This window comes from Candidatus Culexmicrobium sp. (genome assembly GCF_058356305.1).
Window position 1 is genome coordinate 87,906 of sequence record NZ_JBTVBB010000029.1, and the last position, 25,910, is coordinate 113,815.

Genomic DNA, 25,910 nt, shown 5'->3' on the forward strand with positions numbered 1-25,910 from the left:
GATTTACTTGGAGTTGAGTTATGATTTTCTATAAATGTATAGTTGACTATTCAAAGTGTAGAAATTGTGGTTTTTGCAGTTGGTATATTGCTTGTCCCGGTAGAGATGTATGTGTTGATTGTAGAGCTTGCTTCTTAGGCTGCCCTAATGAGGCTGTTAAGAGAATTGTTGATGATAGTAAGAGAAAAATTGTTAGAGTTAAGATTAATGGGGAGATTTTCCATTTTCCTGAGAGAATAACGTTGAAAAGAGCTTTAGAGATTGCTGGTTTCTCCTTCACTAAACTTCCGTTTGGGGATGGTATCTTTACTCCATGTGAGACTGGTGGTTGTTTTGCATGTGGTGTACTTGTTGATGGAAGAGTTTCACAGTTGTGCATTACACCTATTCGTGATGGAATGAATGTGGATTTAAAGGCTGATTTTAATCCAGTTAGAATTGTCTCTGGTTTTATGCCTCATTCTGTTGGCGGCGTTGGGACTCCCTGGCATTTGAAAAGAAAGGGTGCATATATTGAGGTGGCTTGTTTTGCTCATGGATGCAATTTTCGATGTCCCCAATGTCAAAATTGGACGGTGACTTATGGAAATAATATGGATCCCATCACACCTGAATTTGCAGCTGGAAAGCTAAGTCTATTTAGAAGAAATTATGGTGTTAATAGAATGGCCATTTCTGGAGGTGAGCCTACACTCAATCGAAAATGGTTGATTGCTTTCTTTAGGGAATTGAAGCGTTTAAATCCAGATAAGAATGCTAGGCTTCATCTTGACACTAACACTTCACTCTTAACTAGAGATTATATTGATGAGCTTGTTGAAGCTGGGGTTACTGATATCGGCGTTGATATTAAGGCTTTAAATTTAGATACATTTATTGAGGTTACTGGAGTTTGTGATGAGGATCTAGCTAAATTTTACTTGAATACTGCTTGGGATGCTGTGAAGTATATCGTAGATGAGTATTCTGATAGAGTTTTTCTTGGAGTTGGTATTCCATATAATGGAGCTTGGATGAGTGGTGAAGAATTGTTTAATATTGGATGTAAGTTAGTTGGAATTAACCCTGACATTCAAGTTTGTCTTTTAGATTATCGACCTGAATTTAGGAGGAGAGATTTGAAGTGGCCTAGTTTTCTTGAGATGAGGCGGGCAAAGAAAATATTGGAGGAGGCTGGGTTGAGGATTGTGATCGCTCAAACACGATATGGTCATATTGGGCCTTAATTATTGTTTAAGTGTTTTTACAATCACTTTTGAAGCTTCTAATTTTAATGGTTTATAACATTTCGGGCATCTTCCACCATATCTTCTTATGATGTCTTGCGGGTTTGCTAGTTCATCGCCTCGATAGAACACAAATTTACATCTTTCACAGTAAATTCTGATGGTCAAGGCTCTCAGTTTTGTAGATATTTTGATTACTAATAAATTTTACTCGCTTATGCTTATTTAAGATGAAATTTTTGAATTTTAATGTTATTTTATTTTTGTAGTGTGTTTGCTTCACTGTATTGGTGACATCATGTTTTTCTTTAGTCTGTATCTTTCTTGTTTAGTTGATGGATTTTATGTTGGCTGTTTTAGTTTCTCATTAAAGTATTCTAGTATTATCTTGTATCTCTTTCTTCTATGTCTCGGGTTTGCAAGTATACTGTGTCCATGGCTTCCTTTCTTGAATATTATTAGTCTAGATTCCTTATTGTAGAATTTCAAGGCTATGTGGAAGGCTAGTGATTGATCTATGAAGCATCTGTAATCTTCCATGCTGTGTATGAGTAGGATTGGTGTATTAACATTTTTGATATGGTATACTGGGCTTTGCTTAAGGTAGTTTTCTATTTTATCTATTGGTGTACCGCCAATTTGATCAGGATCGAAATAGTATCCTATATCGCTTGACCAGAAGTCTGCTATCCAGTCTGCTATGCTGTTTTCTGACACTGCTGCTTTAAAGATGTTTGTTTGTGTTACTATCCAGTTTGTCATGAATCCACCATAACTTATTCCTGTTACTCCTAGTCTTTCTCGGTCGATATTTGGTATAATTTCTAATAGTTGGTTTAAAGTTTCCATTATGTCTTTGTAGTCTCTTTCTCCGTAACGGCCTCTAATATCTGCAAATTTTTCTGAATATCCGTCACTACCCCGAGGGTTTATTAGTAGTACGTAGTAGTTGTTGGCTGCCATTAATTGATGCATGAAGTTTAGTATTGGTCCAAAGGATGATTTTGGTCCTCCATGGATGAATAATATGGCTGGATATTTGTTTTGTTGTTGCTTGTTTACTGGTTCAATATACCATGCCTCTACTTCCTCTCCATCGCTTACTCTAACTTTTACATTGTGTATTTTTGAGATTTTAATTTCTTTTTTGAACCAATTGTTGAAATGTGTTAATTTTGTTAACTTGTTTCTTGTTGTTTCATAGAGGTATATTTCGGTTGGGGTTTCACTGTCCACCTTCATTAATGCGATTCTCTCTCCATTCTTAGAAATGCTGAAGTTGAAGATTGCAAATTCTCCAATTAAAACTTGTTTTATCTTCTTGTTTTGATTTACTTTATATAGGTGTCCTCTTCCTCCATTATTTACTATGAAGTAGATGTTTTCTTTTCTCCATTGGGGTGGTGAGTAGATTCTTTGGGGCCCTAATATATCGCATGAGATGGCTGGATTAGTGTTTTTGTCTAGTTTTTCTGTTAAGTTTATTGGTGTTGCTTTTTCTTGGCTTGATGTAACCCATATGTGATTATGGCTTGATAATCCTCTTTTCATATTGTTCCCATGGAGTACTAGTTTCTTATCGTCGGGGCTCCATTCAACACTTACAAAGTTATATTTTGGCTCTACTACCTGGTAGTCTTCACCATTTTTTATATTTATAATTCTTACTTCAGTTTTTAGTGGATTTCTCCAGTCTACTTCCCTTATATATGCAATTTTGTTACCTGAGTTTGATGGTGAAATATAGGTTATGTTGCTTCTACTTTTCGTTACTTGTTTTGATTGCCCAGATTTCACGTCTATCAGGAATATTTGGTTTCGATATTCATCTATAAATCCTGTCTTGTCAAACCATGGAGGTAGATCTCTTATTTCTACATAGTCTTCATCTTTGTCAATTTCTCTTATTGGTACTGGTGATAATGCTACGATTTCATCTTCATTTAGAAATCTAATTTGACTGAATCCCTCTTTTCTTTTTGCTACTAGTCTTGGTTCTCCTGCTAGTACTGATAAGTATATTGCGCTTCCTTTTTCCTTTTTCTTGAATCCTCTTCTCGATATGAATATGAATTTTCTACCTGAGGGACTCCATCTCGGGGTATGCTCTTTTTTGCGGGATGATACTATATAAACAGTTTCTTGTTTTTCTAAATCTACAACCCATATTTCATATCTATACTTATTTTCTTTCAGTACTGGTCTTATAACTGTAAATGCAATTTTTCTTCCATCTCTAGTAATTTGGGGATCGGTGACATGAACTATTTTTGAGAAATCTTCGATTTTTAACTCCCTCATTTTTCCTCTCCTTTGCTTATCCTTAAATACTGTCTAGTTATCACTTTATAATTGTGAGCTTTATGGTTAAGCGAGTTGGCTTTTTAACTATTGGTCAATCCCCTAGGGTTGATGTGGTTCCTGAGATTACTGATATTCTAGGCAGAGATTTTGAGGTTATTGAGGCTGGTGCTTTAGATGATCTTTCCTATGAGGAGATTTTAGAGCTATCTCCAAGGTGTGGTGAAACCGTATATGTGAGTAGGCTTAGGAATGGCTTAGAAGTTAAGGTTTCTAAGGAGAAATTAATTCCATTACTACAACGTAAAATTAGTTTTCTTGAGGGTATGGGTGTTGAGATTATTGGATTATTGTGTTCAGGAACTTTTCCATCTTTCAAGGTTAATGTTCCTTTAGTTAAACCTGAACCCGTTCTTAGGGGTATGGTTGAAGCTTCAATTTCCAGTAGCCAAGTTTTAGGTGTAGTTATGCCCTCATCTCTGCAGGTTGATTTTGGATTTAAGAAATGGTCTGGGGTGAGTTGTGGAGAGATTGTTGTTGAATATGTTTCACCTTACATTTCTTTTGATGAGAGAAGTAGAATACTTGAGGAAATTGCCCTAAGTTTTAAGGTGAGACGAGTGGGCTTGGTTGTTCTAGACTGTATCGGTTTTTCTACTAGGGATTTAATGGTGTTTAAGTCTATCTATAATGTTCCAGTTTTGTTGCCGAGAATTGTTTTAGCTTATACGTTGAAGTCTCTCTTATATGAGCGATAAGGTTATTGGATACTTCTATTATTTTTCTATGGGTGTGAGTTATGGATGAAGAGGACATTGAACTTGAGCTTATTAAGATGAGGAAGCTAGCTCAACTTCAAAGGATGATGAAGCATAAGCGGGGTAAAGAGAGGGTTAAAAAGTCACCTGAAGAAATTTTGAGTGAATGTCTTACAGCTAAGGCCAAGGAAGTTTTAAGGTATGCTAAGGAACAGTTTCCGTTAGTTACTGATTATATTGTAAGGGTTTTAGTTAAATTAATTGAGGAGGGTAAGGTTAAAGAGCCTATTAGCGGGCATGCTCTCTATAGGCTTTTCTATGATTTGGGTTATCATATTCGTTTGCCTCTAAGGATTTATTATGAGAAGAAGGGTGAGAGAAAGCCTTTAAGTGAGCTTTTTAAGGGTAAGTAGTGAGTGGAAAAGCATATTTTAGTGTAGTTGGCTATTGCTTTCTAGCTATGAATAAGTGTTGGAGTGTTTTCTGGTTTAAGGGTATTCTCCTCCTCCTGGAGAATTTTTCATTTTCCATTGATCCTTTATCTAGGGTTGCGGAGGGTGATTTTATATTAATTAGTCATGCTCATGGTGATCATATTTCTGGCTTTAAGTCTAGTAAGCCTAAATTGGCTTCACATGTTACTATTAAGCTGTATGAAGCTCAGACTGGTAGGAGGCTTAATGATGTTTTTCCCGTGTTTTTTCCTTCTCAGAGATTTAATGTGGGTGGGTTAGATATTGAGGTTTATGATTCAGGTCATATTCTAGGTTCTTCTCAGTTCTTGTTTTCAAAGCATTCTTCTTCACTTGTTTATACTGGTGATTTAAATTTAGAGGAGACTCTTATAACTAAGCCAGCTAAGCCTATTGAGTGTGATGAGCTTATAATTGATTCAACTTATGGTTATTGGAGCTTAGTTTTTCCAAGTCGAGATAGCGTTTATGCCGATATAACTAATTGGGTTGAATCCTTATTGAATTCTGATTGTGCACCTGTTTTCATAGCTTACTCCATCGGTAAGGCTCAAGAGCTTATTGCTTTATTTAATGAATGGCTTGGAATTGAGGTTTTAATTGATGATAAAATCAGTAGGGTTAATAGGGTATATGAGGATTGCGGCTTTAATTTTGAATGTGTAAATTTGTCTAGTAGGGAGGGGCGAGAAGTTTTAAAGAGCAGATCTCTTCCAGCTGTTTTTTCCAGTAGGGATGCCTTTAAGTTGGCTGAGAGATTTGGTTTTCTTAAGGCTATTGCAACTGGCTGGACTCTAATTTATCCTTATAGGAATTTTGACGCCTGTTTTCCTTTGAGTAGTCATGCTGATTTTCCTCAACTTGTCAGCTATATTGAGGAGGCTAAACCTAAGGTTATATATACTTTTGGTTATTATGCTCAGAGATTTGCCAGGTGGATTAAGAGGAATTTAGGGATCGAATCTATTGTATTGATGGATTAGGTCCTCAGCTGGGTAAGTTTTAATCATTTCTTCATTGCCGGGAGTTTTCTTCATCGGTCAAATTAATTTTTTGTAGTAGTCTAATTTTAATTTCACGTTTTCATTAACACTTATTTATTCGTATTGCGAGCATTTAATTTGTGAGGGTTGATTTTGAGGGATAGTGTAGATAATTTGGCTGATTTATTTAGATTTCTTGATGAGGGTTATTTTTTAGCTTTTAATGTGGATGATGGCAGTGTTTTCATTGCTAAGCGAATTGGTGATAGTTTAAGGAAGCTTCTGGTTTTAAGGAGTGCGAGGGAGTATATGCTTAAGAATTATAAGGGTAGGTTTATGCTTTTGATGGATATTGATCGTGAGGACTGGATGAAGGTTAAGGGTGTTAAGAGGGTTAAGTTGAGTTGTGATGGTATTATTTCTGTTATCGGTGAAGATCGAAATGAAGATTTACCTGAGACTGCAGTTTCTGCCTTGGATATGATACAGAGGCAGAGTAAACGTGTCCTTGATGTTTTTTGTGATATGGCTTTGAGGATTATAAGTGTTTTGAGAAGTAATCCTGATTTTGATGTAAATGATCTAGTTGATTCAACTGGTTATCCTATGACTATTGTTATTTTTCTTTTAGGTGTACTTTCCACATTTGAGGGTGAAGGTTAAGTTTCAAGTAGTTTTAACCCTGTTTTTTCATCTAATTTTCTTTTTAGAATTAGGTTTTCTCCTTCAATTATTATTAGTTCTGCTGTTGGCTCAATTATACATCCTGGTAATAGGTGTCCTCCATATGCTTCACCCTTTTTGTTTGAGACTGTTATGTGGGCATGGATTATTTTTTCTTCTTCTGTCTCTGAGATATTTCCTATGCATGAGAGTATTTCTAATGGGCCGTCTATCTCTATTTTTTTGTATTCACCTTCCTCATAGAATCCGAAGACTGCTTTTGATAGTGCTCCTATTACTGTTAAGAATCCTCCTTTAACTTTTGATTTTTTCGCAACTTCCGTTATTTCTTCTAGTAGATCTCCATCTTTATTTAATCTTTCAACAATTATTCTTCCGATTTTTGCTTCTCTAACCATTTTTCCACCTCTATTTCTCATTGATTTTAACTGGATTTAATTGTTGCTAGTTATGATTTCTCTATCAATGGGAATATTTCTTCTTCTACGAATCTAAAGAATGTGTATTCATCTATTCTGCTGAACACAGTTACTACACAATTTCTAGTTACTCCTACTATGTATCCATATTTTTTTGATGTTGCTACAATATACCATATGTTCCCGTGAGTTAAATATTCGCTATAGAGCATTGTGTTTCTTAAGTCTGGTCCATATAGGCTTAGTTTATCTATGTTTGGTATGTCTACATTGTCGAAGAATATTACCTTTGTACCTTCAGGGTTTGCTTCATGATATAGGCGTAGAGTTTCTGGAGCTATTTTCGCTTCAACTATTCCTCCTATCGCTATGAATATTATTTTGCTCAGTTCATTTGCAACATAGTTTGCCCAATTTTTCTTTCCAACTATAGTTAATAGAACTTCATCATTCCTCACGGTGAATGTGAATGGTGCTTCTAGGGTCTTTATTACTGGAACCTTTTCTCCTCTTCTGGTTACTTTTATTAGTATGTCCTTTGAGTATAGGCCTCTCAATCTATTTCCCGCTAAGTCTAAATCTGTTATTTCTGTGAGTAATGTGAACTTATTTGAATTTTCTTCTATGCTTTCCTCTGTTTGGTAGTCTAGTAGCTTTGTAGCTATGGTTCTTAGAGGTATTTTTTCTCTTAGCTTAAAGATTTTTCCAGCTATAACCATTGTTTTCACCCTGCTATTATATTATTGTTGCTGGTTTGACTCAAATTTTTATGTGTGTATTTATTAGTTATTGTTGAGGGGTCTAGTTAGTGCTGATACGTGAAGTTATACTAGAGAATTTCATGTCTTATGAGTATGGTCGAGTTTACCTTAAGCCTGGATTAAATTTGATTTGTGGGCCTAATGGTGCTGGTAAATCTTCCATTCTGTTAGGAATATCTGTTGCATTGGGTCAAGCTTATACTGAGCGGGGGAGAAGGCTTAGCGATTTAATTAGGTGGGGGGAGAAATTAGCTAGAGTTACAATTATTATAGATAATTCTCCTAGGGGCAGGAGTAGGCCTTATCCTAAAATTCATTCTAATACTATTAGAATTTCAAGGTATTTGCGTTTAGATGGTTCATATTGGTTTGAAGTTAATGGTAAAGTTAAGACTAAGAGTGAAGTTCAGGAGATTTTGGTTTCCCTCGGCTTTAATCCTGATAATATGTTGACTATAATGCATCAAAATATGGTTGAGGAGTTTGCTGTAGTTTCTCCCAAGGAGAAGTTAAGGATTTTTGAGGATGCTATTGGATTGTCTGGTTATAGACGTAGGGTTGGGGAGATTAAGGATAGATTAAAGAAGATTTTGAAGGAGGAGGAAAATGTTCAGAGATTACTTGAAAGGGCTAAGAGTACTCTAGATTTCTGGAAGGGTGAGTATGAGAAGTTAGAGTTGAAGAGAAAGCTTGAAGGTAATTTGAAGAGTCTTAAATTAGAGTTGGCTTGGGCTAAAGTGTATAGGAAGGAGACTTCAGTGAGAAGTATTGAGGAGAAGATTAGAAGGCTGGATGATAAAATATCGTCTATGCGAGAGAGACTTGAGAAAATTGATTTTGAAACTTTGGATTTAAAGGATAAGCTGTCTAGTCTTTTTAGGAGCCGTAAGTCTATTTTAAATAATCTAATTGAGGTTAGTCGTGATGTTGGTAGAGTTGAGTTAATCAGTAAGTTGGCTAAAAGCATTGGTAAGGATGAGGTTGAGAGGTTATTTGGTGTTTTTTCCTCTGACAAATTGGATGAAGTTTTGGATCGATTGGCTAGGATTCAATTGGAGTTGGATGAGATTGATAATAGTATTAGTCGATTGACTGAAAAGTATATTGAGAATAGAGTTCAAGGTGCTTTGTTGCAGTTCAAATTAGATATGTCTAAATCTGAGTTAAAGAGTTTAAAGCGAAGTTTAGCTAGGGAGCTTGAAGAGTTAGGTGAATTGAAACGTGAAGCTGAAGCTTTAGGTTTTCCTCCCAAGCTTGTTAGAGATCCCTCCCAATTATTAGATGAGATTAGGGCTATTGAGCTTCGATTGGAGTATATTGGGGATGTTTCAGATGATATTGAGAAGATGTATTTGAATTACTCTAGAACCTTTGAGGAGTTGGCTGAGAAGATTAATGTTCTTGAGAGGAATAGGAGACTTTTACTCCAGGAGCTTGATGATAGAGTTAAAGCTTGGAGGAGAGCAATTACTAGTGTTTTAAATGAAGTAAACAAGATTTACAGTCGAATTTTAAGTCAGATTGGAGCTTCAGGATATGTTAGGTTAGTCAACTTGAATGATGTTGAGGAGGCTGGATTAGAGATTTTAATCGGCTTTAGGGGTGTTTCTCCAGTTGTTTTGGATGGTTATTCTCAGAGTGGTGGTGAAAGAACTACTGCTGTTATGGCTTTTCTTCTGGCTACTCAGAATTTTATAAAGTCTCCTTTTAGGGCTGTTGATGAGTTTGATATTCATATGGATCCTAGAAATAGAGAGGTTATTTCCAGGCTGCTTATTTCGTCTTTCTCTGGGGATAGTAATGTTCAGTGTATTGCTATTACTCCTAGTCCAATTATTCCAAATGTGAGGGATGTTAATGTAATTGTGGTTCAAAATGTTGGTGGTAAATCTATTGTCAGGGGAGTTGCGTGATGGATAAGCGTAGAAGAGTGAAGGTTGCTGAGCGTATAATTAAGGCTTGTGACTATGTTATCAAGAGGGGTTCAAATCCATTTGAAGTTGATGTTCCAAGGTTTTTGTCGTTATTAGATGAATATTTAGTGAGTTCAACTTCTATTAGTGATTTGATTTTAGATTTAAGTGCTGTGGAAAAGATTTCTCAAATTGTGGAGTTGCAGGGTGATTGGATTAGAAGTAGGTCTTCTAGGCTTTATTTTGACCCGATGATTATTGAATGGAAGATTAAGTCTCTTGACTTGAAGAAATTAGCTTCTATACTTATTCGCTCTTGGCATCCAATAGCGTCACTTAGAATTTTGTCTCCTCGTGCTTTAGAAGTTGCAATTAATTATTGGGTTAATCTTCCTCCATTAAAGGATAGGTGGGGTAGTTTTCCATCTCCAGTTTACGGGGTTGAGCTTACTTCTATTGAGGATTTAATTAAGGATAAATTGGCTCTTGAAGGCTCCTTTAGTGATATGCTGGAAGAGTTTTGGAGTAGAGTTTTGGAGTATTCCAAGGGTGATCCTATTCCTTATTGGGAGTTTATTGGAGATGATAATTATGAGACTTCTCTTTTAAAGGCTTTTATGATTAGTTTTCTGGCTTCTTATGGTTATGTTACTTTGGAGTTTGATCCGAAAATTAAGGATTACCTTATAATTCCATTGAGTAAACCTGAGCAGGTTAAAGGTGGATCATCTATTGCTATCTCCTTTTCTTATGATGATTGGGTAGAAAGGGTGAGTGTAAATGAGTCGGAGAAGAGTTGATTATCTAGCTAAAGTTAGACGGGCTGCACAGCTTCTTTTGATGCAGAGACATTTAAAGCCTGGTGTTAGGGGTTGGGAGCTTAAGCGAGCTTTAGGGAGGAAATACTTGGATATTATTAAACTTTTAGATGAGGAATTGGCCAAGTTTGGTTTGAAGGTTAAAATTGTTTTTAGGGATGATGTTGATTTGGATAATGTTTCAGGGGAGGACTATGATAGGGCTCTATTTGTTTTGACTTTGAGGGAGCCTGCCAAGACGACTGATATTTTGACTATTGGTTGGAGAATTGATGATGTTGGAGCTCTTGCAGCTGTATTGGCATATGTTAATTCTAGGGGTGGATTTGCTAGGAGAAAGGAGATTGAAAATCTTTTGGCTGAGAAGCTTCCCCGTTGGAGAGTTGACTCATTGATTGATAAATTTATTCGTTATGGTTATTTGCGAGAGGATGGTGGGATGATAAAAATTGGGTGGAGGGCTAAAGCTGAGATTGACTTTAATTTGCTTTCAATGTTGTTGTTGACTTCTCCTGTAGAGGCTTCTGCTGAGAAGTAATGTTAATTGTATTCTTCTTTACTTTCCTCTCTGTCGACTAGTTTTTCTATGTCTTCTGCTATTTTTTTGAGTATTGGTGCTTCTTCTTGTTGCCATGCATATTGGGAGATTAATTCTTTTATTTTGACTGGATTTTTTACTCCGAATAATATGTATGTACTTCTCCCTCTAGGTACAATTACTGTTTTTCCACTTGCTATTCCTCCTCTTACTTCTACTCCTTTTATTTTCGTTGTTGTTCCTATCCCTGCTGCTGTGATGTCTTCTCCTAACCCTAGACCTGTTGCTGTTATTGGTATTATTGTACCTATATTGAATATTCTTCCAATAATCCCCTGTTTAACTATTATTTCATTCAATTTGCTGTAACTGAATTCTCTTTGCTTTCGTGTTATGAATTTTAGTTCTGTTATTATTCTTTGATTTGTAATATAGTATGTATGGCCTTTACGATACATTTCTACTAGTGATAGTCCTATTAGTCCAATTATTATGGCTGGTGCTTGTTCTGGAATTTGTAGTTTAAATTTAAATATTACTCCCAGTATTACTGCTATTAAGCTTAGAATGAACCATTTCCATGTGGCTTTTAAAAGTGCTATTACGAGGAAGGGTAAAACTATACTTATGGCCCAAATTATGATTGTTAAGTAGTCTTGGAGTTGGGGTATCCATCCTATTATCGGTAGTTCTAAAAGCCACTCTGCGATATCATAATAGTATATATAGAATAATACGTTGATGACTATTATATATAGGAAAATAATGTATAGGTCTGTGAATGCGAGGGGATGAGGTTTTATCTGTTCAATCATTTTCTCGTTTTGTCTTAATTCTATTGGCATTTCTCTTCTCTCCATAATCTATTTGACATAATATAAACACAAATTTTTATATTCATCTGTATCGTCAATTTTTTAGTTTAGTCTTGCTCAAAGTGGGGGTCGACTGTGTCGATTAAAAAACCCTGGCATACAATGACTATTAATGAAGTTTTCAAGGAGCTTAACTCATCTGTTGATGGTTTAAGTGGTGAAGAGGCTAAAGCTAGACTTGAAAGGTATGGTTTTAATGAGCTGGTTGAGAGGAAGAGAATTTCTCCCTTCCAAATTCTTATTGGTCAGTTTAAGAATTTTCTTGTAGGGTTGCTAATTGTTTCTGCAATTGTTTCTGCTGTTATTGGTGAACATGTTGATTCAATTGCAATTTTAGCAATCATAGTTTTGAATGCAATATTAGGCTTTATTCAAGAGTATAGGGCTGAGAAGGCTTTAGAGGCTTTAAAGAAGCTTGCAGCACCTAGGGCTAGGATTAGGCGTGATGGTCATGAACTTTTCATTCCAGCTAAGGAGGTGGTTCCAGGCGACATTCTTATTCTCGAGCTGGGTGATAGAGTTCCAGCTGATGCTAGGCTTATTAAGTGTACAAATTTTGAAGTTGATGAAGCGATGCTTACTGGGGAGTCTACTCCAGTTAGGAAGAATGCTGATATCGTTTTGCCAGAGGATACTCCTGTGGCTGATAGGAAGAACATGGTGTTTATGGGTACACTTGTAACTATGGGTTATGGGGAAGCAGTTGTTGTTTCTACTGGGATGAATACTGAGATGGGTAAGATAGCTGAGATGGTTCAAGAAGTTGAGAAAGAAGAAACCCCTTTAATGAGACGTTTAAATAAGTTTGGTAAGAGAATTGGAATGTTAATTATTGTTTTATGTATTATTACCTTCGTTCTTGGAGAGCTTAGGAATGTTGATCCAGTTTTAATGTTTATGACTGCTGTTGGTTTGGCTGTTTCAGCTGTACCTGAGGGTCTTCCAGCTGTTGTCACTATTACGCTTGCCTTAGGAGTTAAAGATATGGCGAAGCGAAATGCAATTGTACGTAAGCTTGCATCAGTCGAAACTCTAGGTTGCACCACTGTTATATGTGCTGATAAGACTGGCACTATGACCAAGAATGAAATGACCGTTAGAAAAATTTACGTTAATAATAGGATTATTGAAGTGACTGGCGCTGGATACGATGTTAAAGGTGAATTTCTATTTAATGGACAGAAAATTAATCCTCTTGAGGACAGCCATCTCGAAATGTTGATTAAAGTTGGTGTTCTCTGTAGTCATGCTGAGTTAATTCAAGAGGATGGTCAATGGAAGATTCTTGGTGATCCAACTGAGGGTGCACTTGTTGTTCTAGGTGCTAAGGCTGGTATATGGAAGCATGAAGCACTAAAAATGTATCCGAAGAAGCATGAAATCCCCTTTGAGTCTGGCAGAAAGAGAATGACCACTATTCATGTGGTTGATGGAAAATTGATGGCTTATGTGAAGGGGGCTCCCGAAGTTTTACTTGAGCGTTCTTCTCATATCTATGAGAATGGTGTTATTAGACCAATAACTGAAGCTGATAAGGAAAGGGTCTTGGATGTATTTAGGCATATGGCAGAGAATGCATTGAGAGTTTTAGGCATGGCTTTTAAGGAATTACCTGCTGATTTTCATTTAATGGATCCAGATCAAGTTGAAACTGATTTAGTTTTTGTTGGTATTGCCGGTATGATTGATCCCCCGAGAGATGAAGTTAAGGATGCAATTAAACAGTGTAGGCGAGCTGGAATTAAGGTTAAAATGATTACTGGTGATCATAAACTTACTGCCATTGCTATAGCTAAGGAAATTGGTTTGGTTAGCGGTAGCGATTTCATGGTCTTAACTGGAGTTGAATTAGATAAGATGAGTGATGATGAATTAGTTAAGGTTGTTGACGATGTTCCCATTTTTGCTAGGGTTTCACCTGAGCATAAAGTTAGGATTGTTAAGGCTCTGAAGAAGCTTGGCCATATTGTTGCTATGACTGGCGATGGAGTTAACGATGCGCCTGCACTTAAGCTTGCTGATATTGGTATTGCTATGGGGATAAAGGGAACTGATGTAACTAAAGAAGCTTCAGATATGATCTTGGCTGATGATAATTTTGCAACAATAGTCAGAGCTGTTAGGGATGGAAGGGCTATATATGATAATATTAGGAAGTTTGTAAGATTTTTATTGGCATGTAATTTCGATGAGATTGCAGTTATAACTACTTGTGTTCTAGCTGGATTAGAGCCCGCCTTACTGCCTCTACAGATTTTATGGCTGAACTTAGTTACTGATGGTGGACCAGCAGTAGCTTTAGGTTTTGATCCTCCAGACGAGGACATTATGGATAGGCCGCCTAGAGATCCAAATGAAGGCATATTAAGTAATATGGAGTTCTTCATACTTGTTTCAGCAACTTTCCAGTATATTGGGACCATGGGAGCATATTTGCTTGGCCTTTACTTGTTAAAGGATAGTGTTGCGGAGGCTAGAACTCTAGCCTTTATACAAGCAGTCTTATTTGAATTGTTTGTAGTGTTTAATTGTAGGTCGGAGAAACATTCCATTTATAAATTAGGCTTTTTGACTAATAAGCCTCTATTAATTGCAGATTTGGTTGGCATTGTTTTAACTCTTGCATTGGTATATGTGCCGCCTCTTCAAATGATCTTTGAGACTGTTGAGTTAACTGTTTATGATTGGATTGTATGTATAGTGGCTGCTAGTGGCGGATGGCTTGTATTACCTGAGATATTTATGAGGCCATTCCCATTCTTTAGTAAGAGGAGTGAGAAGAAGAGACTTGTAGAGAGTTAATTTTACATCATAATAGTATTTTATTTGTTGGGTTGCTTTACTAGCTTAAATATTATGGAGTCGGCCCAGTAGTAGACTTCGGAGGCATGGTCTAATGCTATTCTTGCTTCAGTTTCTTTTAAGATATTTTTTGGTTCTAGGTTTAGTGTTCCAGTTTCTATTATGGTTGTTAAGTATGGGTTAAGCCATAATTTTTCAATTAATATTGCTCTTGCAATTCTTCTTTTCTCAAGTTTAGTTATTCCGCCCATTCTCTCTATTATTTTTTCTGATGTTTTGATAATGTTTTCATCATTGAATAGTTTTTTGGATATTTTTCTCACTGTTTCCATTGATGATTTTATGCATTTTATTGCTTTTCTTATGGCTTCGTCATTTTGATGTTTTCTCAGGGCTTCCCAAGCTTCAAATAATGCTTCATATGCTTCTCTAATTTTTGCTTCTATTTCGATTTTCAATTTTATCCTCTCTCAGCTAAAGTTATTTAACTTGGAATTACAATATATTAGTGCCGATGATGATGAAGAGACAAACGGATTGAATGAAGATTCGACGGTCTCCTGAGGTTAACTATATTACGAATTTTTCTCGTTCAATTCTTCTATTTTCTATTCCTAGATCACTTACCTTGAACCATTTTTCTCCGAATAGTTCTGCTTCTTCCTCTCCATAATATAATGCGGCTGCTATTCTTCCTATGGCGTCTGCCTTCATTATTCCACTTCCACTTGCAGCTCCAATTACTATTAAATTATTTACTTCGAATATTACTGGCTGTTGATCTAATGTGTTTATTGCATATTGTCCAGCCCATGCGTTAATTGGTTTTTCATCGGTAAATTGAGGTAGATATACTGATAGAATTGGATAGATTCCATATCTATAGTAGTTTTCTTCTGGTTGTGGATCATCTTCAAGTTTGAATGCTCTATTAAAGTCATCTGCATATCCAATCCAGAAGGATTGTTCTTCTAAATCTGGCTTGATAAAGATTCTTGGCTTTGGCAGTATGGTGAATGGCATGATATCATACTTGTTAAATCCAGGTGTTTTTAGTAGTTTTAACAGTTTTTCTTTATTTGCTTTGACTACAAATATTTGTCGTTTCTTTGGTTTAGAATGTGAATCTACTCCTATTGGATCTAGAAGTTTACTTGACCATACACCTGCAGCAACCACTATTTTATCGGCCTCAATTACCCCTCTATTTGTTTCTACTCCAGTTATAGTGGCTTCCTGCCAAAAATATGGTTCTCCCGGTATTTCAAGAGGTTTTCTTGGCTTTATTATTAGCCTTTTCGCTTCAACCCCATATATTACTTCTCCTTTGATTCGCCTATACTCTCTTTCATAGTATTCTACTAGTTTTTCTACGTCAATTTTGCCTGCTTTTGGCACGAATAGTCCTATATCTATATTGCTTAGTTTCATTATCTTTCCTTCAGTGGTTTCAGCTGCATTGACATTTATTTCTAATTTTTCTTTTAGTTCATTTCTATTATAGATGGTGAATTTTCCACCGTGTTTTTCAATTTCTTTGAGTATTTTCTCTGTTTTTCTGAAGCTTTCTTCATTGAAGAGCCATAGGTATCCAATCCACTTCATTCCTAGATTGAATCCACTTTCTTCAATGTATTTGTAATATTCTATTGATGAGTCAGCTAGATAGAAGTTTGTTTTGGAGTAGAAGAAGCTTCGAAACATTCCTCCACTTTTAGCTGTGTTTCCTTGACCTGGACCATTTAACTTATCTATTACAAGAACTTTTTTCTTAGGATTCTTCCTTTTAATGTGATATGCTGTTGTTAATCCTAGAATTCCAGCCCCAATAATGAGGACGTCATAGTGTGGCGAATTAAATCCCCTCCCATCCCTTCTACTTCAAGTTGAATATGATATTTGGAGTTATTTCAATTTTATTGATGCTGGGATTCGACTTGTTTCTCAAGTTTTTCTACGTTTTCTTCTCCATGTTTTTCTTCTTTTAAGTTTGGGTTGAGTTAGATTTATGCTTTCCTTTATGACTGGTGATATTTCTTCAGCTATTTTCTCTTCAAATTTTTTCAATAAATCATATTTCTCTATGAAGTATTTCTTGGCTTTTTCAACTACTTCATCCATTCTTGCTTTTCCATGCGCTATTTCTAGAAACATTTTTTCCATAAATCCTCTTACTTCTGGTTTAACTAGGTCCTCCACTGTTTTGTAAAGGGATTCTATAAGCTTTTTTCCTAGTGGTGTTGGTATGCATCTCTTCTTTTCCACATACATATATCCTCGCTTTATATTCGTGAATATGTGGTCTTGCTTTGTTGCATCTGTTCCAATACCATATTTATCCATTAGTTTTAGTAGTTCTGATTCTGATAGGAATGGTGGAGGTTTTGTTTCTCCTTCTTTTAGCATTATTTCTATCACTTTTACTTTGTCACCCTTCTCTAGTTCGGGTAAATATTCTTCCTGCGGCTTTTCATATGGATATATTTCTAGGTAGTTTTCTTCCCTTATTAGTTGTTTTCTTATTATGAATCTCTCACCTTTAATGTCTAAATCTAGCTTTCTAGTTTCAATTATTGCTGGTTTACTGAATGTGGCTAGGAAGTGTCTCACAATTAAGTCATAGAGTTTCCATGCTCTTCGCCCAAGTTTGCCTATTATTTCTCCTGGACTTGCTGATTTGGTTGGATGTATTGGTGGATGTGCCTTGTCATCTCTCTTTCCTTTTGTTGGATGAAGTGATCCTTTTCTCAGGAGTTTTTGGACATAGCTTCTATATTGGGGATTTTCTATTAGCATTTTCACTCGGCTTGATATGTTTAATGTGGGGCTGTAGATTTCAGTTTCAGTTCTTGGATAGCTTATATATCCTCTTCTATAGAGTTCCTCAGCTATGTCAAGTGCGTTTTTAGGCCGTATGTTTAGGAATTTACTTGCCCTACTCTCCATTTCTAATGTTGTGAGTGGTATTGGTGGATTCTTCTTTCTAGCTGTTATCTTAAAGTTTCTTACTATTGCCTCGCTCGCGTCTTTAATTTTCAGATATGTTTCTCTTGCTTCTTTTTCATTTTTTATCTGACCCTTAATGTATTCTGCTTCATAGATGCCGCCGTGAATTTCAACCTTTGCTTTTATAGTATAGAATTTCTCTGGCTTAAATTTCTCTCGCTCCCATGCCCTCTGAACAACTAGGAATAGTGTAGGGCTTTGACATGGACCATAACTTAGGAATCTTCCGAAGGGTAATGCTTTTGGTTTTCTTCTTTCAACTGCCAAGGTTATTAATCTAGTGAAGGCTGCTCCAATAGTTAAGTCGACAATCATTCTTGCAAAGCATTTTTCAGCCAGTAGCCTATTGGGTTGAACTGGATTTCTAATGGCATTTAGTAATTCCTCCTTTACAGTTGAGTTGAACCAAAGCCTCCTAAATTCAACGTAGGGGTTAACTGATCTAATTATATCCATAACTTCGAAGGCTATGCTTTCTCCTTCCGCATCAGCGTCTAAGGCTAAGTAAACTAGCTCTACATTTCTAGCCACTTTTCTTAAGGCTTCATAATATGGTTTAGAAGTTTTTTCGATGACTCTAATTGGCTTTGTGAAGAATAGGATTCTTGGATCTGTTCTTTTCCAAGAATTGTATTCAGCTTTAAAATCAAAATTAAATACATGTCCTTTAAGGCCAATTGATAGGAAATCTTTTCCCTGATATGTGAACTTAAACACATTTACTCTACCAATTCTCAATCGAGTAAATGTTTTATCTGCTAGAGCTCGAGCGAAGGCTTCAGCTACTGAGTTTTTCTCAGTAACTATCAAGACATCTGCCTCAAATTCATTTTTATGCACTGTTCCACCCATTTCCCCTGGTATAATGTTAGCTGTCCATACTCTCTACTTTTTCTACAATAATAGTCTTGTTATTTAATAGGGAAGCTACAATAAAATGTTCTGAAATTAGGATACTCATCCTTCCATTTTTCCGGTTATTTCAACTTGACAATTTTGATTTAGAAGATCGTTTACATCTCCTTTCAGGAATTACTTTTACATTTTCGAAGATATCCTTGTATCCTAATTTTATTAGGCTCATCTGCTTAGCTGATGCATTTTCATCCTCCTCATATTCATATCCTCTAATTATGGCAACTGGTATTTTTTCAGTGGTTTGTCCAATAACTAGCTCCGCAGCTGAAGCTAGTTCATCTGCCACGGCCTGCATCTTAAACTTAAGCCTATATCCATATGCATCAAATTTGCGTTTATAGTCCTTGACTGGCTTCATACCTGAAACACCGATAGCCATATCTATTTGAGCATATCTATGAGGTCTACTGTAAGTATCGCTGATAATAACTGCAATACGCTTTCCAGTTAACTCCATAATTTTCTTCCTAATCTTCTCAGCCTCTAAGTCTGGATCTCTAGGTAGAAGTGCACATATATCTTCTCTACCTGCAACATTTGATCGATCAATACCTACATTAAGACAAATATGTCCAAAGGGTGTTTCAGTAATAATGTATGGTGGATTAATCTTCAAAATTCTTTTAGCCTCCCTCAATATTAACTCAACAAATCTAGGATCCTTACGTGTCCTATTTCCAATATCAACAGCCTTCTCAGAAGGTTTGATTTCATTTAAATTGACAATTAATCCTAATGCCTTACTAACAATTTTATGAGTGATAACAATAATATCTCCATCACAGATATCTACACCTTCACGTCTAGCTGCTTCAACAATTAACTCTGCAACATCATCACCCTCTCTAACTTCAGGAATACTTTCAAGCCCATAAATCCTTACAATTTTAACCATTCTATCAACCCACTTGCAACATCTAGCAATATCTTGACAACCTTCTATCTTAACCTACAAACTAGAATATTTAATATTATTGTAGTCTAAATGAACGTAGTCGAAGATTATTTTATTTCTCCAGTTAATTCACGATAATTCCGTTCTTCCTGTCTCTTCAATACCTATAATTTTTATTACTATATAACTTATGTAGATTTCTCAATTGTAACTATTGTTCCCCGTTCATCCAAAATGTTATAAGAAATCGTTCAAATATTCCAAAATAACTTTTCTTCATGTAAGCCCTTAGATTTTTTAAAGTTCATTATGTAAAATTAATTTGGGGAGAAATAAAAGTGATTAATTCACTAAGAAAAGAATTCCTTAAACTGTTAGAGAAAGACGTTGAATTTAGGTATGCTGTAGCAGGTTATCTCGGCCTTTCAGAAATTTTGAAAAAACTCGACAACATGAGTGAAGAGCTTATTAAACTCAGAGAGGAGCAAACAAATTTAAGAAAGGAGCAAACCAAGATTTGGAAAGAAATTAAAGCTTTCAGAGAAGAACAAGTTAAAATTTGGAGAGAAATTGAGAAGATTAGAGAAGAACAAGCTATGATTTGGAAGGAGATTGAAAGACTAAGAGAAGATTTCAACAAAATGTTTAAAACAATTGATCTTAGACTTACTAGAGTTGAGAGAACCTTAGAGAAACTTACAGTAGATATTGAAGATGAAGCCAGATCAATTATAAAGCACAGACTCAAGACAGACTTCGGCTTAGATTTAACAATAAGCTCTTTAACACTACCCGACTTGAAATTAAACATTTACGGGGCCTCAGAGGACCTATGCGTAGTCGGTGAAGCTACAGTTAGAGGTGGAATAAGCATCCTAGACGATCTCCTGAAAAAAATCGAGTTACTTAAAGCTAAATATCCAAACTTACTGAGAAAAAAGGTAATACCCATAATTTACGTTAGTCTACCTTTACCCGAATTAATTGAAGAAGCAAAAAAGAGAAACATCTGGTTACTAAAAGCAACCAAAGATTATCACAAACCACCAATATAACTATGAACCAAAAATCATATAATTCCATAACATCGACAATGTATTCTGAAAAATTTTAAGTAAACTTTCATTCATCTACTCTCGTATGTTTACAGATTATATCAATGACGTGATGTAAAGATGAGATTCTATATCGTTTTCGAGTGTTTACGTAGAAACTTCTTTACTTCAGCTTCAAGGGTAGGCAACATCTCAACAATTCTACCTGTTTCCCTCATCAAAACCCTATAGTCTAAACCTCTATATCTATGAACTAATTGATGTCTCAAAGGTATGAGTCTAAGTAGAGTATCTGCAGTTTCCCTAGATATTATTCCGTTATTAAAGGCTATTTCAACATAATCCTTATAATACTCTGCTAAACCTAAACTCAAACCTGAAATTATATGTCTCAGCAAGTCAATCATCCCTTCAATTATAGTGTGTAGCGTTCTTTCAAATGCCCTCTTCATTATTGGGTTCTTAATTATCTCCTCTAACCTCTCCTTCATCACATATTCTTTCAAGAAGTTTAAGTCACCTTTAATCTGAGTTATAATACTTTTAATTATTCTTTCATCTAGTGGATTACCCTTAAGCCAAACATAATACTCCACCTTCTCATTTTCAGCAATCTCTTGAGCCTCTATTGGCACTCTTCTTATTATTTGAGCCAAATAACCTCTATCAACAAGTTTTACTCCCTCTCTAACCACCTTGACTATTAAGGATGGAGGAGCACTCTCCAAGTTCAAAAATGAAATTTTATCTTCTGGCAAATTTAACATTCTAGCAATTTTCACTCTCAAATCTTCCATTACACCCTCATCTTCAACAAGCAACGCCAAATCTAAATCACTCAATGGTCCCTCTTTCCTCTTAGCACAACTTCCATAAAGAAAAGCCAACTTCACCACATCATAATTAGCTAACAGTTCTCTCAGACCTTGAATTAGACTCAATCTTCCTCATACCTCCACACATAACCTACCATAACACTCTAAATCAATTTCAATACAATTATACATAAAATTATAACCTTAAAAGTAGAATCTAATTAAACTCTTCCTCAACTCAGTTAAATCTAATTTAACGCCATAATTCTGGTTCTTCACTTAGTCTCGTCTTTTGTCCAAGCTCTTCAATTAAACACCATTCACCTTTATGAGGATTCAAGATAACGATACCTAGCTTTGAAGCTAAGTAATCACTTATAATTACTTCTTCTTCACCTGGAATTATAGTGACTACCGCTTTTACCTTAATTGGTGCTTTATCATCCAGTAAAAGTTCAACATCAATTAATTCCTCAACACGTAAACCCATTACACCTGAACTACCAGCCAATTGATATTGAGCAATACTTGAACCTACAATTCCAATTCTTTCAGCCAACGATTCTGGAACTACTAACTCCGGCTCCTCAGCTTCAAATCCACTGTTAACTAAAGCTGATGTAACAACACTAGCCCTTACTCCTCTCACTCTCAGCTTTACTCTTACCCCCAACCCTATACACCCTAACCAACTTCATTTTTCCAATCCTACGAATTCTACGAATAATCATACTGTCATTTCACCATGTAATCTACGTAGTCACTCAAATATATAAATATGCTAAACCATCAAACCATGACTAACACGCTCTATCTATAATGACAAATTAACTCTTTTTTACTAAACTCTAATTTATTTAAATTTTCGAATAAATGTTCTAGTAACCTAGAACCTCATAATATTTAAAAATTCCCACTACTATAAAAGTAAACAACTCACTGAATATAATATAAGTTGAATAGGAGGAAATGAGTTGAGAAAAGCATCGAAAATAACCGCCGTCTTCGTTTTGACCGCACTATTCTTAGCACTACTTTCAACTCCAACTGTTTATGCATCACCAGCAACATACTCTGCAGAGGAAACCGTGGCTAAGTATACGGGTGATCTAAAGTTTGACTTTTCACAACACACTTCAGCCGTTATATGGTCCACTTATGCACCGACAGGTTATGAATGGGATCTCACCGGATGGCCTGTAATAATATTCAAAAACACAACAGCTGTTTCAGGTCAAACAGCTGGCTGGTTTGCCTTCAACTTCACACCAGCCGTTGACATGGATATGAACTTTGTTCAAGTAACTATAAGTGAAGTTAATGGAACCTTTGATGAACTTAACGTGACTTTGTATGATTCAAGTGGGACAAATCTCGCTAGTGACGTTGAAACAGTAACTGGTACTAAAACATTTACGCTAACTGCATCCTTAACGGCTGGTGAGAGTTACCTCTTGAACTTTACACTAACTGGGACACCGGAAACTGTTGTAACTCCACCTGGTTTAGAAATCGAGTTATCAAACGTATTGGTCTTTCTCCATAAGGATTACGGTGATGCTTCAAGCCATGAAGTTGATTTTGACTTAGATGACTATGTAATCACCCATACTGTCACATACATTGCTCCAGATTTAAGCTACTACAACAGTACTGATGATCTAAACACAGAAAAATTGCTCTTTACAGAGATTGGAGATACCTTCTACGTGTATCTGCCATTATCTGATGGGGTTGCCTTCCCAGTATATGTTGACACTGCTGAATATGTCGACTATGACGCTATAGAAACCATAGGTGCATATGATTACTATAGAATTGACCATATTCTAGAAGTTGATACAACTACAGTTGTGGTAACCTTTAACTCAACTGTTAAAAGTGCTGTTAACGGATTAACTCCAACTTCATTGGTGCACAACAACTTCACTTTGGCAGAGGAGGCTGTAGTTCAAGACGAGCAAAAGCTCACAGTCACAGTCGACCAGGTTACCCTAGCTGATCGGGATGTCTTGATGATTGGAGGTTATCCAAGACCAGAAACGCTCAAGGTTGGAACTTACACATTAACTGAGAATGACACTATTGATGGTATGATGGATAGTGAATATGGCTTCTATTATGATGAGGATACAAGAAACCTACTGGTTAAATTCCCATTCGAAAGCCCAGTAACAATCACCGTGAGCTTTGCAAGTGGATTTGAGACGACATGGTATCTACGCTTCGTAGACCAGGCTGGTGACCCATTAAAGGATGCCTACGTGGAAGTTTGGAATGAAACTGCCAATGAACTCCTATTTACTGGAAGAACAAATGATGAGGGCTGGTTAAACGCTACAATACTTGCCCCACACTTCGACACTAAATATAACATGACTGTTAAGTGGGATCCGGATGGAACCGACGCCTTTAAGGTGTATGAGGCTGGACTTATAACTGGACTAGAAATAGCTACAATCTTCAACTGTACTGGACCAACAAAGGCAATTGCAACTTCAGTGGTTGCCGTTGAGTTTACAGCATATGATGCATCTGGTTTGAATGTGTTAGATTACTATACAACCACATTTGAATATAATTACACTGATAAGAAGTACTCAGTCTCTGACATGCCAGCAGAGGATGTTCTAGCCAAAATACCCTACGACTGGACTTGGGGTGATTTTCAGAAATGGACAATTAGAATATATTGGGATCAAGAATACTTAAAAATGATTAATCCCACAGAGTGGACTTGGGATAATACGGTTGTCACAGGCGCGGATCCATTCATAGACCTGACATATGCAAACTTCACGTTACAGAAGCCAACCATATATGGAATGCTAGGTCCAGTCCCTACATTACCAAACTATATTGGTTCACTTGAGATTCTGACGGATGTACATCCATTAGGATTCCAGCTGCTAGACTGGTTTGGTGGAAAAGTAACAAGTACAACTTCAGGTTACAGCATAGTTAAGGTTTCATTGCATGATGCTAACGACCCAAGTAAACTCTTAGCTACTGCTATTGCAGGCTCGTCTGGATATGTTTACATTCCACAGTATCCAAATGTACCCTCTATACTGACAGTTTACTGGTTAAGCCACGAAATACCAGTAAACACGACTTTAATAGAAGAGCCAGCCACTTTTGTTGGCCCAGTTTATTGTAGACTAGTACCAGCCGCAATCACCTTACTAGATAAGAGGCCTTCCCCCTCTCTGCTACTAAACGCTAGAGTCAAGGTGGTATGGCCAAACCTAATTGAGTTTAGTACAAGGTCTGACGAGCAATATGGACTTGTACAGTTCCCACCATTAGTCTCAGAAGACCCGCCCTATAGTTGGCTTATGCCTGAAGCAGGTGGCTATCTACCCTTCGGTGACACGGAATTTGAGGTCTATTGGTCAATTACACCTGAGATCGAAGAGTCATGGGTTAAGGTTGGGACTGCAACCATTACTATAGAGCCCAATGGCCTCTTTAGTGTGAGCTTAACTGTTAACGGTGAATTTATAGGATACTATGATGAAGTAGTTGAATATAACTTAATATGCGACGTTTATGATGCACATTTAACGTTAGTTGACATTAATGACAATCCACTTGTAAGCCCAATAGTAGTGCTTGAGCATCCAACTGGTGCAGTTTCACTTATGCCTGCATCTCCAACTGGAGCTTTGACACTTGTTCAGGTTCCTGGTGGAGCTTGGCGTATTTCAGCTGTTTACAAGAATCTATGGGTTAAGCCATATGGCAACGATGTATTGAACATAACCGATAACATTTACACTGCAGTTGAGTTCACCTTCGCCTTTGTAGATGCTAAGCTACATATAACTAAGTGGTGTAGTGAGACCGAAGGTATTGCTGGCATAAACGTTACACTAAGCTGGGAAGGGAACGCAACCATAACCGGTGACACTGGAGTTTACTCCACTGCTGAGGAAGAAGATTGGGTCACAACTAATGGATATGGATGGGCTAACTTTACACAGATACCTGCTGGAATATCCATTGACGTTGAAGCCTATACAATTCATGACACAGCCGACTATCCACACTTTGCAGGTAAAGGAAATGTATTCGTTGGACCATATGAAGATGAATTGAACTTAGCTCCAACAAACTATGAAGGAGTCCACCACGTCTACATTTACGACTTTACAGTTAAGCTACTTGATGCCACAGGCAATTTGATGCCTTCACCATTACCATACACCAATGCTTCAATAGCAATGGATATGTATCCATACTTCTACTATGGCAATACAACTCATACCAATGAACTCGTCTACTACAGCTTGAATGGAAGCCAAGTATTCATCGGAGATGAAACCTACAAACTTGAAGTTTACTGGGCTGGAGTTAGAGTATTCAATGGAACAGTTACAGTCCCATTAACTACAGATCCAGAGGTATGTACACCTGAGGTCCCTGTTGAGCTCCGTGTCTACCCAGTAACCTTCACATTATATGACTGGAAGCATGAAGACGAAATGACTGATCTACTACTAAATGTTTCATGGCTTGGAATGAATATGACAACTATGGGAGATAATTACTATAAGATAACCAATTCAAGTGACATCTTCTCTACAATATTTGGAACCGGTGCTGTTGACCCCTATGTAGCCTATAACTACATTATCAGTGTAATCGTTCCAGGAGAATTGCCAATA

The 25,910-nt window shown here is 36.5% G+C and carries 22 protein-coding genes; 11 read left to right on the forward strand and 11 right to left on the reverse strand.

Annotated elements, in window-relative coordinates; genetic code table 11:
• Nucleotides 1-20 precede the first annotated feature (20 nt).
• The gene (locus ACW8TM_RS08460) at nt 21-1,226 is read left to right on the forward strand and encodes a radical SAM protein (RefSeq protein WP_491532851.1); all 1,206 of its coding nucleotides are present in this window, start codon (nt 21-23) and stop codon (nt 1,224-1,226) included.
• Here the strand turns inward: ACW8TM_RS08460 and ACW8TM_RS08465 are convergent, their stop codons facing one another.
• Together ACW8TM_RS08465 and ACW8TM_RS08470 are read right to left on the reverse strand one after the other, a co-directional pair.
• On the reverse strand, nt 1,227-1,358 hold the full coding sequence (locus ACW8TM_RS08465) for a hypothetical protein (protein ID WP_491532852.1): 132 nt from the start codon (nt 1,356-1,358) through the stop codon (nt 1,227-1,229).
• A gap of 210 nt (nt 1,359-1,568) precedes the next feature.
• Nucleotides 1,569-3,527, reverse strand: a complete 1,959-nt coding sequence (locus ACW8TM_RS08470) for an alpha/beta hydrolase family protein (protein WP_491532853.1) — start codon at nt 3,525-3,527, stop codon at nt 1,569-1,571.
• Between the two features lie 62 nt (nt 3,528-3,589).
• Between ACW8TM_RS08470 and ACW8TM_RS08475 the strand changes: the two genes are divergently transcribed.
• The 4 genes from ACW8TM_RS08475 to ACW8TM_RS08490 all read left to right on the forward strand — a co-directional run bounded on the left by ACW8TM_RS08475 (nt 3,590) and on the right by ACW8TM_RS08490 (nt 6,404).
• Complete coding sequence (locus ACW8TM_RS08475) at nt 3,590-4,285, forward strand: AroM family protein (RefSeq protein WP_491532854.1); 696 nt, start codon at nt 3,590-3,592, stop codon at nt 4,283-4,285.
• A gap of 41 nt (nt 4,286-4,326) precedes the next feature.
• A complete protein-coding gene (locus ACW8TM_RS08480; protein WP_491532855.1) occupies nt 4,327-4,698 on the forward strand; it encodes a DNA-binding protein in 372 nt (123 codons plus the stop codon).
• Nucleotides 4,698-5,741: a hypothetical protein gene (locus ACW8TM_RS08485; RefSeq protein WP_491532856.1), complete on the forward strand. Its 1,044-nt coding sequence runs from the start codon at nt 4,698-4,700 to the stop codon at nt 5,739-5,741. Before ACW8TM_RS08480 ends, ACW8TM_RS08485 begins: the two co-directional genes overlap by 1 nt.
• Nucleotides 5,742-5,894: 153 nt before the next feature.
• Nucleotides 5,895-6,404 carry a hypothetical protein gene (locus ACW8TM_RS08490; protein ID WP_491532857.1) on the forward strand — a complete coding sequence of 170 codons (510 nt, stop codon included), beginning with the start codon at nt 5,895-5,897 and terminating at the stop codon, nt 6,402-6,404.
• Here ACW8TM_RS08490 and ACW8TM_RS08495 read toward each other — a convergent pair.
• Both ACW8TM_RS08495 and ACW8TM_RS08500 read right to left on the reverse strand, forming a co-directional pair.
• Nucleotides 6,401-6,823, reverse strand: coding sequence for a PPC domain-containing DNA-binding protein (locus tag ACW8TM_RS08495; RefSeq protein ID WP_491532858.1), 423 nt, complete (start codon nt 6,821-6,823; stop codon nt 6,401-6,403). The two genes, ACW8TM_RS08490 and ACW8TM_RS08495, sit on opposite strands and share 4 nt — an antisense overlap.
• Before the next feature lie 50 nt (nt 6,824-6,873).
• Entirely contained in the window at nt 6,874-7,563 is a 690-nt protein-coding gene (locus ACW8TM_RS08500) for a hypothetical protein (protein WP_491532859.1), read from the reverse strand.
• Between the two features lie 89 nt (nt 7,564-7,652).
• On the opposite strand from ACW8TM_RS08500, the gene ACW8TM_RS08505 reads away from it, so the two are divergent.
• The 3 genes from ACW8TM_RS08505 to ACW8TM_RS08515 are packed head-to-tail and all read left to right on the forward strand — an operon-like array spanning nt 7,653 to nt 10,874.
• On the forward strand, nt 7,653-9,518 hold the full coding sequence (locus ACW8TM_RS08505; protein ID WP_491532860.1) for an AAA family ATPase: 1,866 nt from the start codon (nt 7,653-7,655) through the stop codon (nt 9,516-9,518).
• The gene (locus ACW8TM_RS08510) at nt 9,515-10,318 is read left to right on the forward strand and encodes a hypothetical protein (RefSeq protein WP_491532861.1); all 804 of its coding nucleotides are present in this window, start codon (nt 9,515-9,517) and stop codon (nt 10,316-10,318) included. Before ACW8TM_RS08505 ends, ACW8TM_RS08510 begins: the two co-directional genes overlap by 4 nt.
• The gene (locus ACW8TM_RS08515) at nt 10,299-10,874 is read left to right on the forward strand and encodes a hypothetical protein (protein WP_491532862.1); all 576 of its coding nucleotides are present in this window, start codon (nt 10,299-10,301) and stop codon (nt 10,872-10,874) included. Before ACW8TM_RS08510 ends, ACW8TM_RS08515 begins: the two co-directional genes overlap by 20 nt.
• 2 nt (nt 10,875-10,876) lie before the next feature.
• Here the strand turns inward: ACW8TM_RS08515 and ACW8TM_RS08520 are convergent, their stop codons facing one another.
• Nucleotides 10,877-11,719, reverse strand: coding sequence for a hypothetical protein (locus tag ACW8TM_RS08520; RefSeq protein ID WP_491532863.1), 843 nt, complete (start codon nt 11,717-11,719; stop codon nt 10,877-10,879).
• Nucleotides 11,720-11,824: 105 nt separating this feature from the next.
• On the opposite strand from ACW8TM_RS08520, the gene ACW8TM_RS08525 reads away from it, so the two are divergent.
• Nucleotides 11,825-14,551 carry a calcium-translocating P-type ATPase, SERCA-type gene (locus tag ACW8TM_RS08525; RefSeq protein WP_491532864.1) on the forward strand — a complete coding sequence of 909 codons (2,727 nt, stop codon included), beginning with the start codon at nt 11,825-11,827 and terminating at the stop codon, nt 14,549-14,551.
• Nucleotides 14,552-14,571: 20 nt separating this feature from the next.
• Here the strand turns inward: ACW8TM_RS08525 and ACW8TM_RS08530 are convergent, their stop codons facing one another.
• From ACW8TM_RS08530 to cofE, 4 genes are all read right to left on the reverse strand, one after another.
• Nucleotides 14,572-15,009 (reverse strand): hypothetical protein, encoded by a 438-nt coding sequence (locus tag ACW8TM_RS08530; RefSeq protein ID WP_491532865.1) that lies wholly within the window; start codon nt 15,007-15,009, stop codon nt 14,572-14,574.
• Nucleotides 15,010-15,121: 112 nt separating this feature from the next.
• Nucleotides 15,122-16,384 (reverse strand): NAD(P)/FAD-dependent oxidoreductase, encoded by a 1,263-nt coding sequence (locus tag ACW8TM_RS08535; RefSeq protein ID WP_491532878.1) that lies wholly within the window; start codon nt 16,382-16,384, stop codon nt 15,122-15,124.
• A gap of 111 nt (nt 16,385-16,495) precedes the next feature.
• The gene (locus ACW8TM_RS08540) at nt 16,496-18,397 is read right to left on the reverse strand and encodes a DNA topoisomerase (RefSeq protein WP_491532866.1); all 1,902 of its coding nucleotides are present in this window, start codon (nt 18,395-18,397) and stop codon (nt 16,496-16,498) included.
• Nucleotides 18,398-18,539: 142 nt separating this feature from the next.
• Nucleotides 18,540-19,370, reverse strand: a complete 831-nt coding sequence (cofE, locus tag ACW8TM_RS08545) for a coenzyme F420-0:L-glutamate ligase (RefSeq protein WP_491532867.1) — start codon at nt 19,368-19,370, stop codon at nt 18,540-18,542.
• A 338-nt stretch (nt 19,371-19,708) separates the two neighbouring features.
• On the opposite strand from cofE, the gene ACW8TM_RS08550 reads away from it, so the two are divergent.
• Entirely contained in the window at nt 19,709-20,425 is a 717-nt protein-coding gene (locus ACW8TM_RS08550; RefSeq protein WP_491532868.1) for a DUF8196 domain-containing protein, read from the forward strand.
• 128 nt (nt 20,426-20,553) lie between these two features.
• On the opposite strand, the gene hepT is transcribed toward ACW8TM_RS08550, so the two are convergent.
• Entirely contained in the window at nt 20,554-21,366 is an 813-nt protein-coding gene (gene hepT, locus ACW8TM_RS08555) for a type VII toxin-antitoxin system HepT family RNase toxin (RefSeq protein WP_491532869.1), read from the reverse strand.
• Nucleotides 21,367-21,493: 127 nt separating this feature from the next.
• Nucleotides 21,494-21,913 (reverse strand): pepsin/retropepsin-like aspartic protease family protein, encoded by a 420-nt coding sequence (locus ACW8TM_RS08560; protein WP_491532870.1) that lies wholly within the window; start codon nt 21,911-21,913, stop codon nt 21,494-21,496.
• A gap of 301 nt (nt 21,914-22,214) precedes the next feature.
• Between ACW8TM_RS08560 and ACW8TM_RS08565 the strand changes: the two genes are divergently transcribed.
• On the forward strand, nt 22,215-25,910 hold a 3,696-nt coding region (locus ACW8TM_RS08565), incomplete at its 3' end, for a hypothetical protein (RefSeq protein ID WP_491532871.1).

Coding starts and splice junctions, on each gene's coding strand:
- ACW8TM_RS08460 (WP_491532851.1), top strand. CDS start 21: ATGATTTTCTATAAATGTATAGTTGACTATTCAAAGTGTAGAAATTGT.
- ACW8TM_RS08470 (WP_491532853.1), bottom strand. CDS start 3,527: ATGAGGGAGTTAAAAATCGAAGATTTCTCAAAAATAGTTCATGTCACC.
- ACW8TM_RS08475 (WP_491532854.1), top strand. CDS start 3,590: ATGGTTAAGCGAGTTGGCTTTTTAACTATTGGTCAATCCCCTAGGGTT.
- ACW8TM_RS08480 (WP_491532855.1), top strand. CDS start 4,327: ATGGATGAAGAGGACATTGAACTTGAGCTTATTAAGATGAGGAAGCTA.
- ACW8TM_RS08495 (WP_491532858.1), bottom strand. CDS start 6,823: ATGGTTAGAGAAGCAAAAATCGGAAGAATAATTGTTGAAAGATTAAAT.
- ACW8TM_RS08500 (WP_491532859.1), bottom strand. CDS start 7,563: ATGGTTATAGCTGGAAAAATCTTTAAGCTAAGAGAAAAAATACCTCTA.
- ACW8TM_RS08515 (WP_491532862.1), top strand. CDS start 10,299: ATGAGTCGGAGAAGAGTTGATTATCTAGCTAAAGTTAGACGGGCTGCA.
- ACW8TM_RS08520 (WP_491532863.1), bottom strand. CDS start 11,719: ATGCCAATAGAATTAAGACAAAACGAGAAAATGATTGAACAGATAAAA.
- cofE (WP_491532867.1), bottom strand. CDS start 19,370: ATGGTTAAAATTGTAAGGATTTATGGGCTTGAAAGTATTCCTGAAGTT.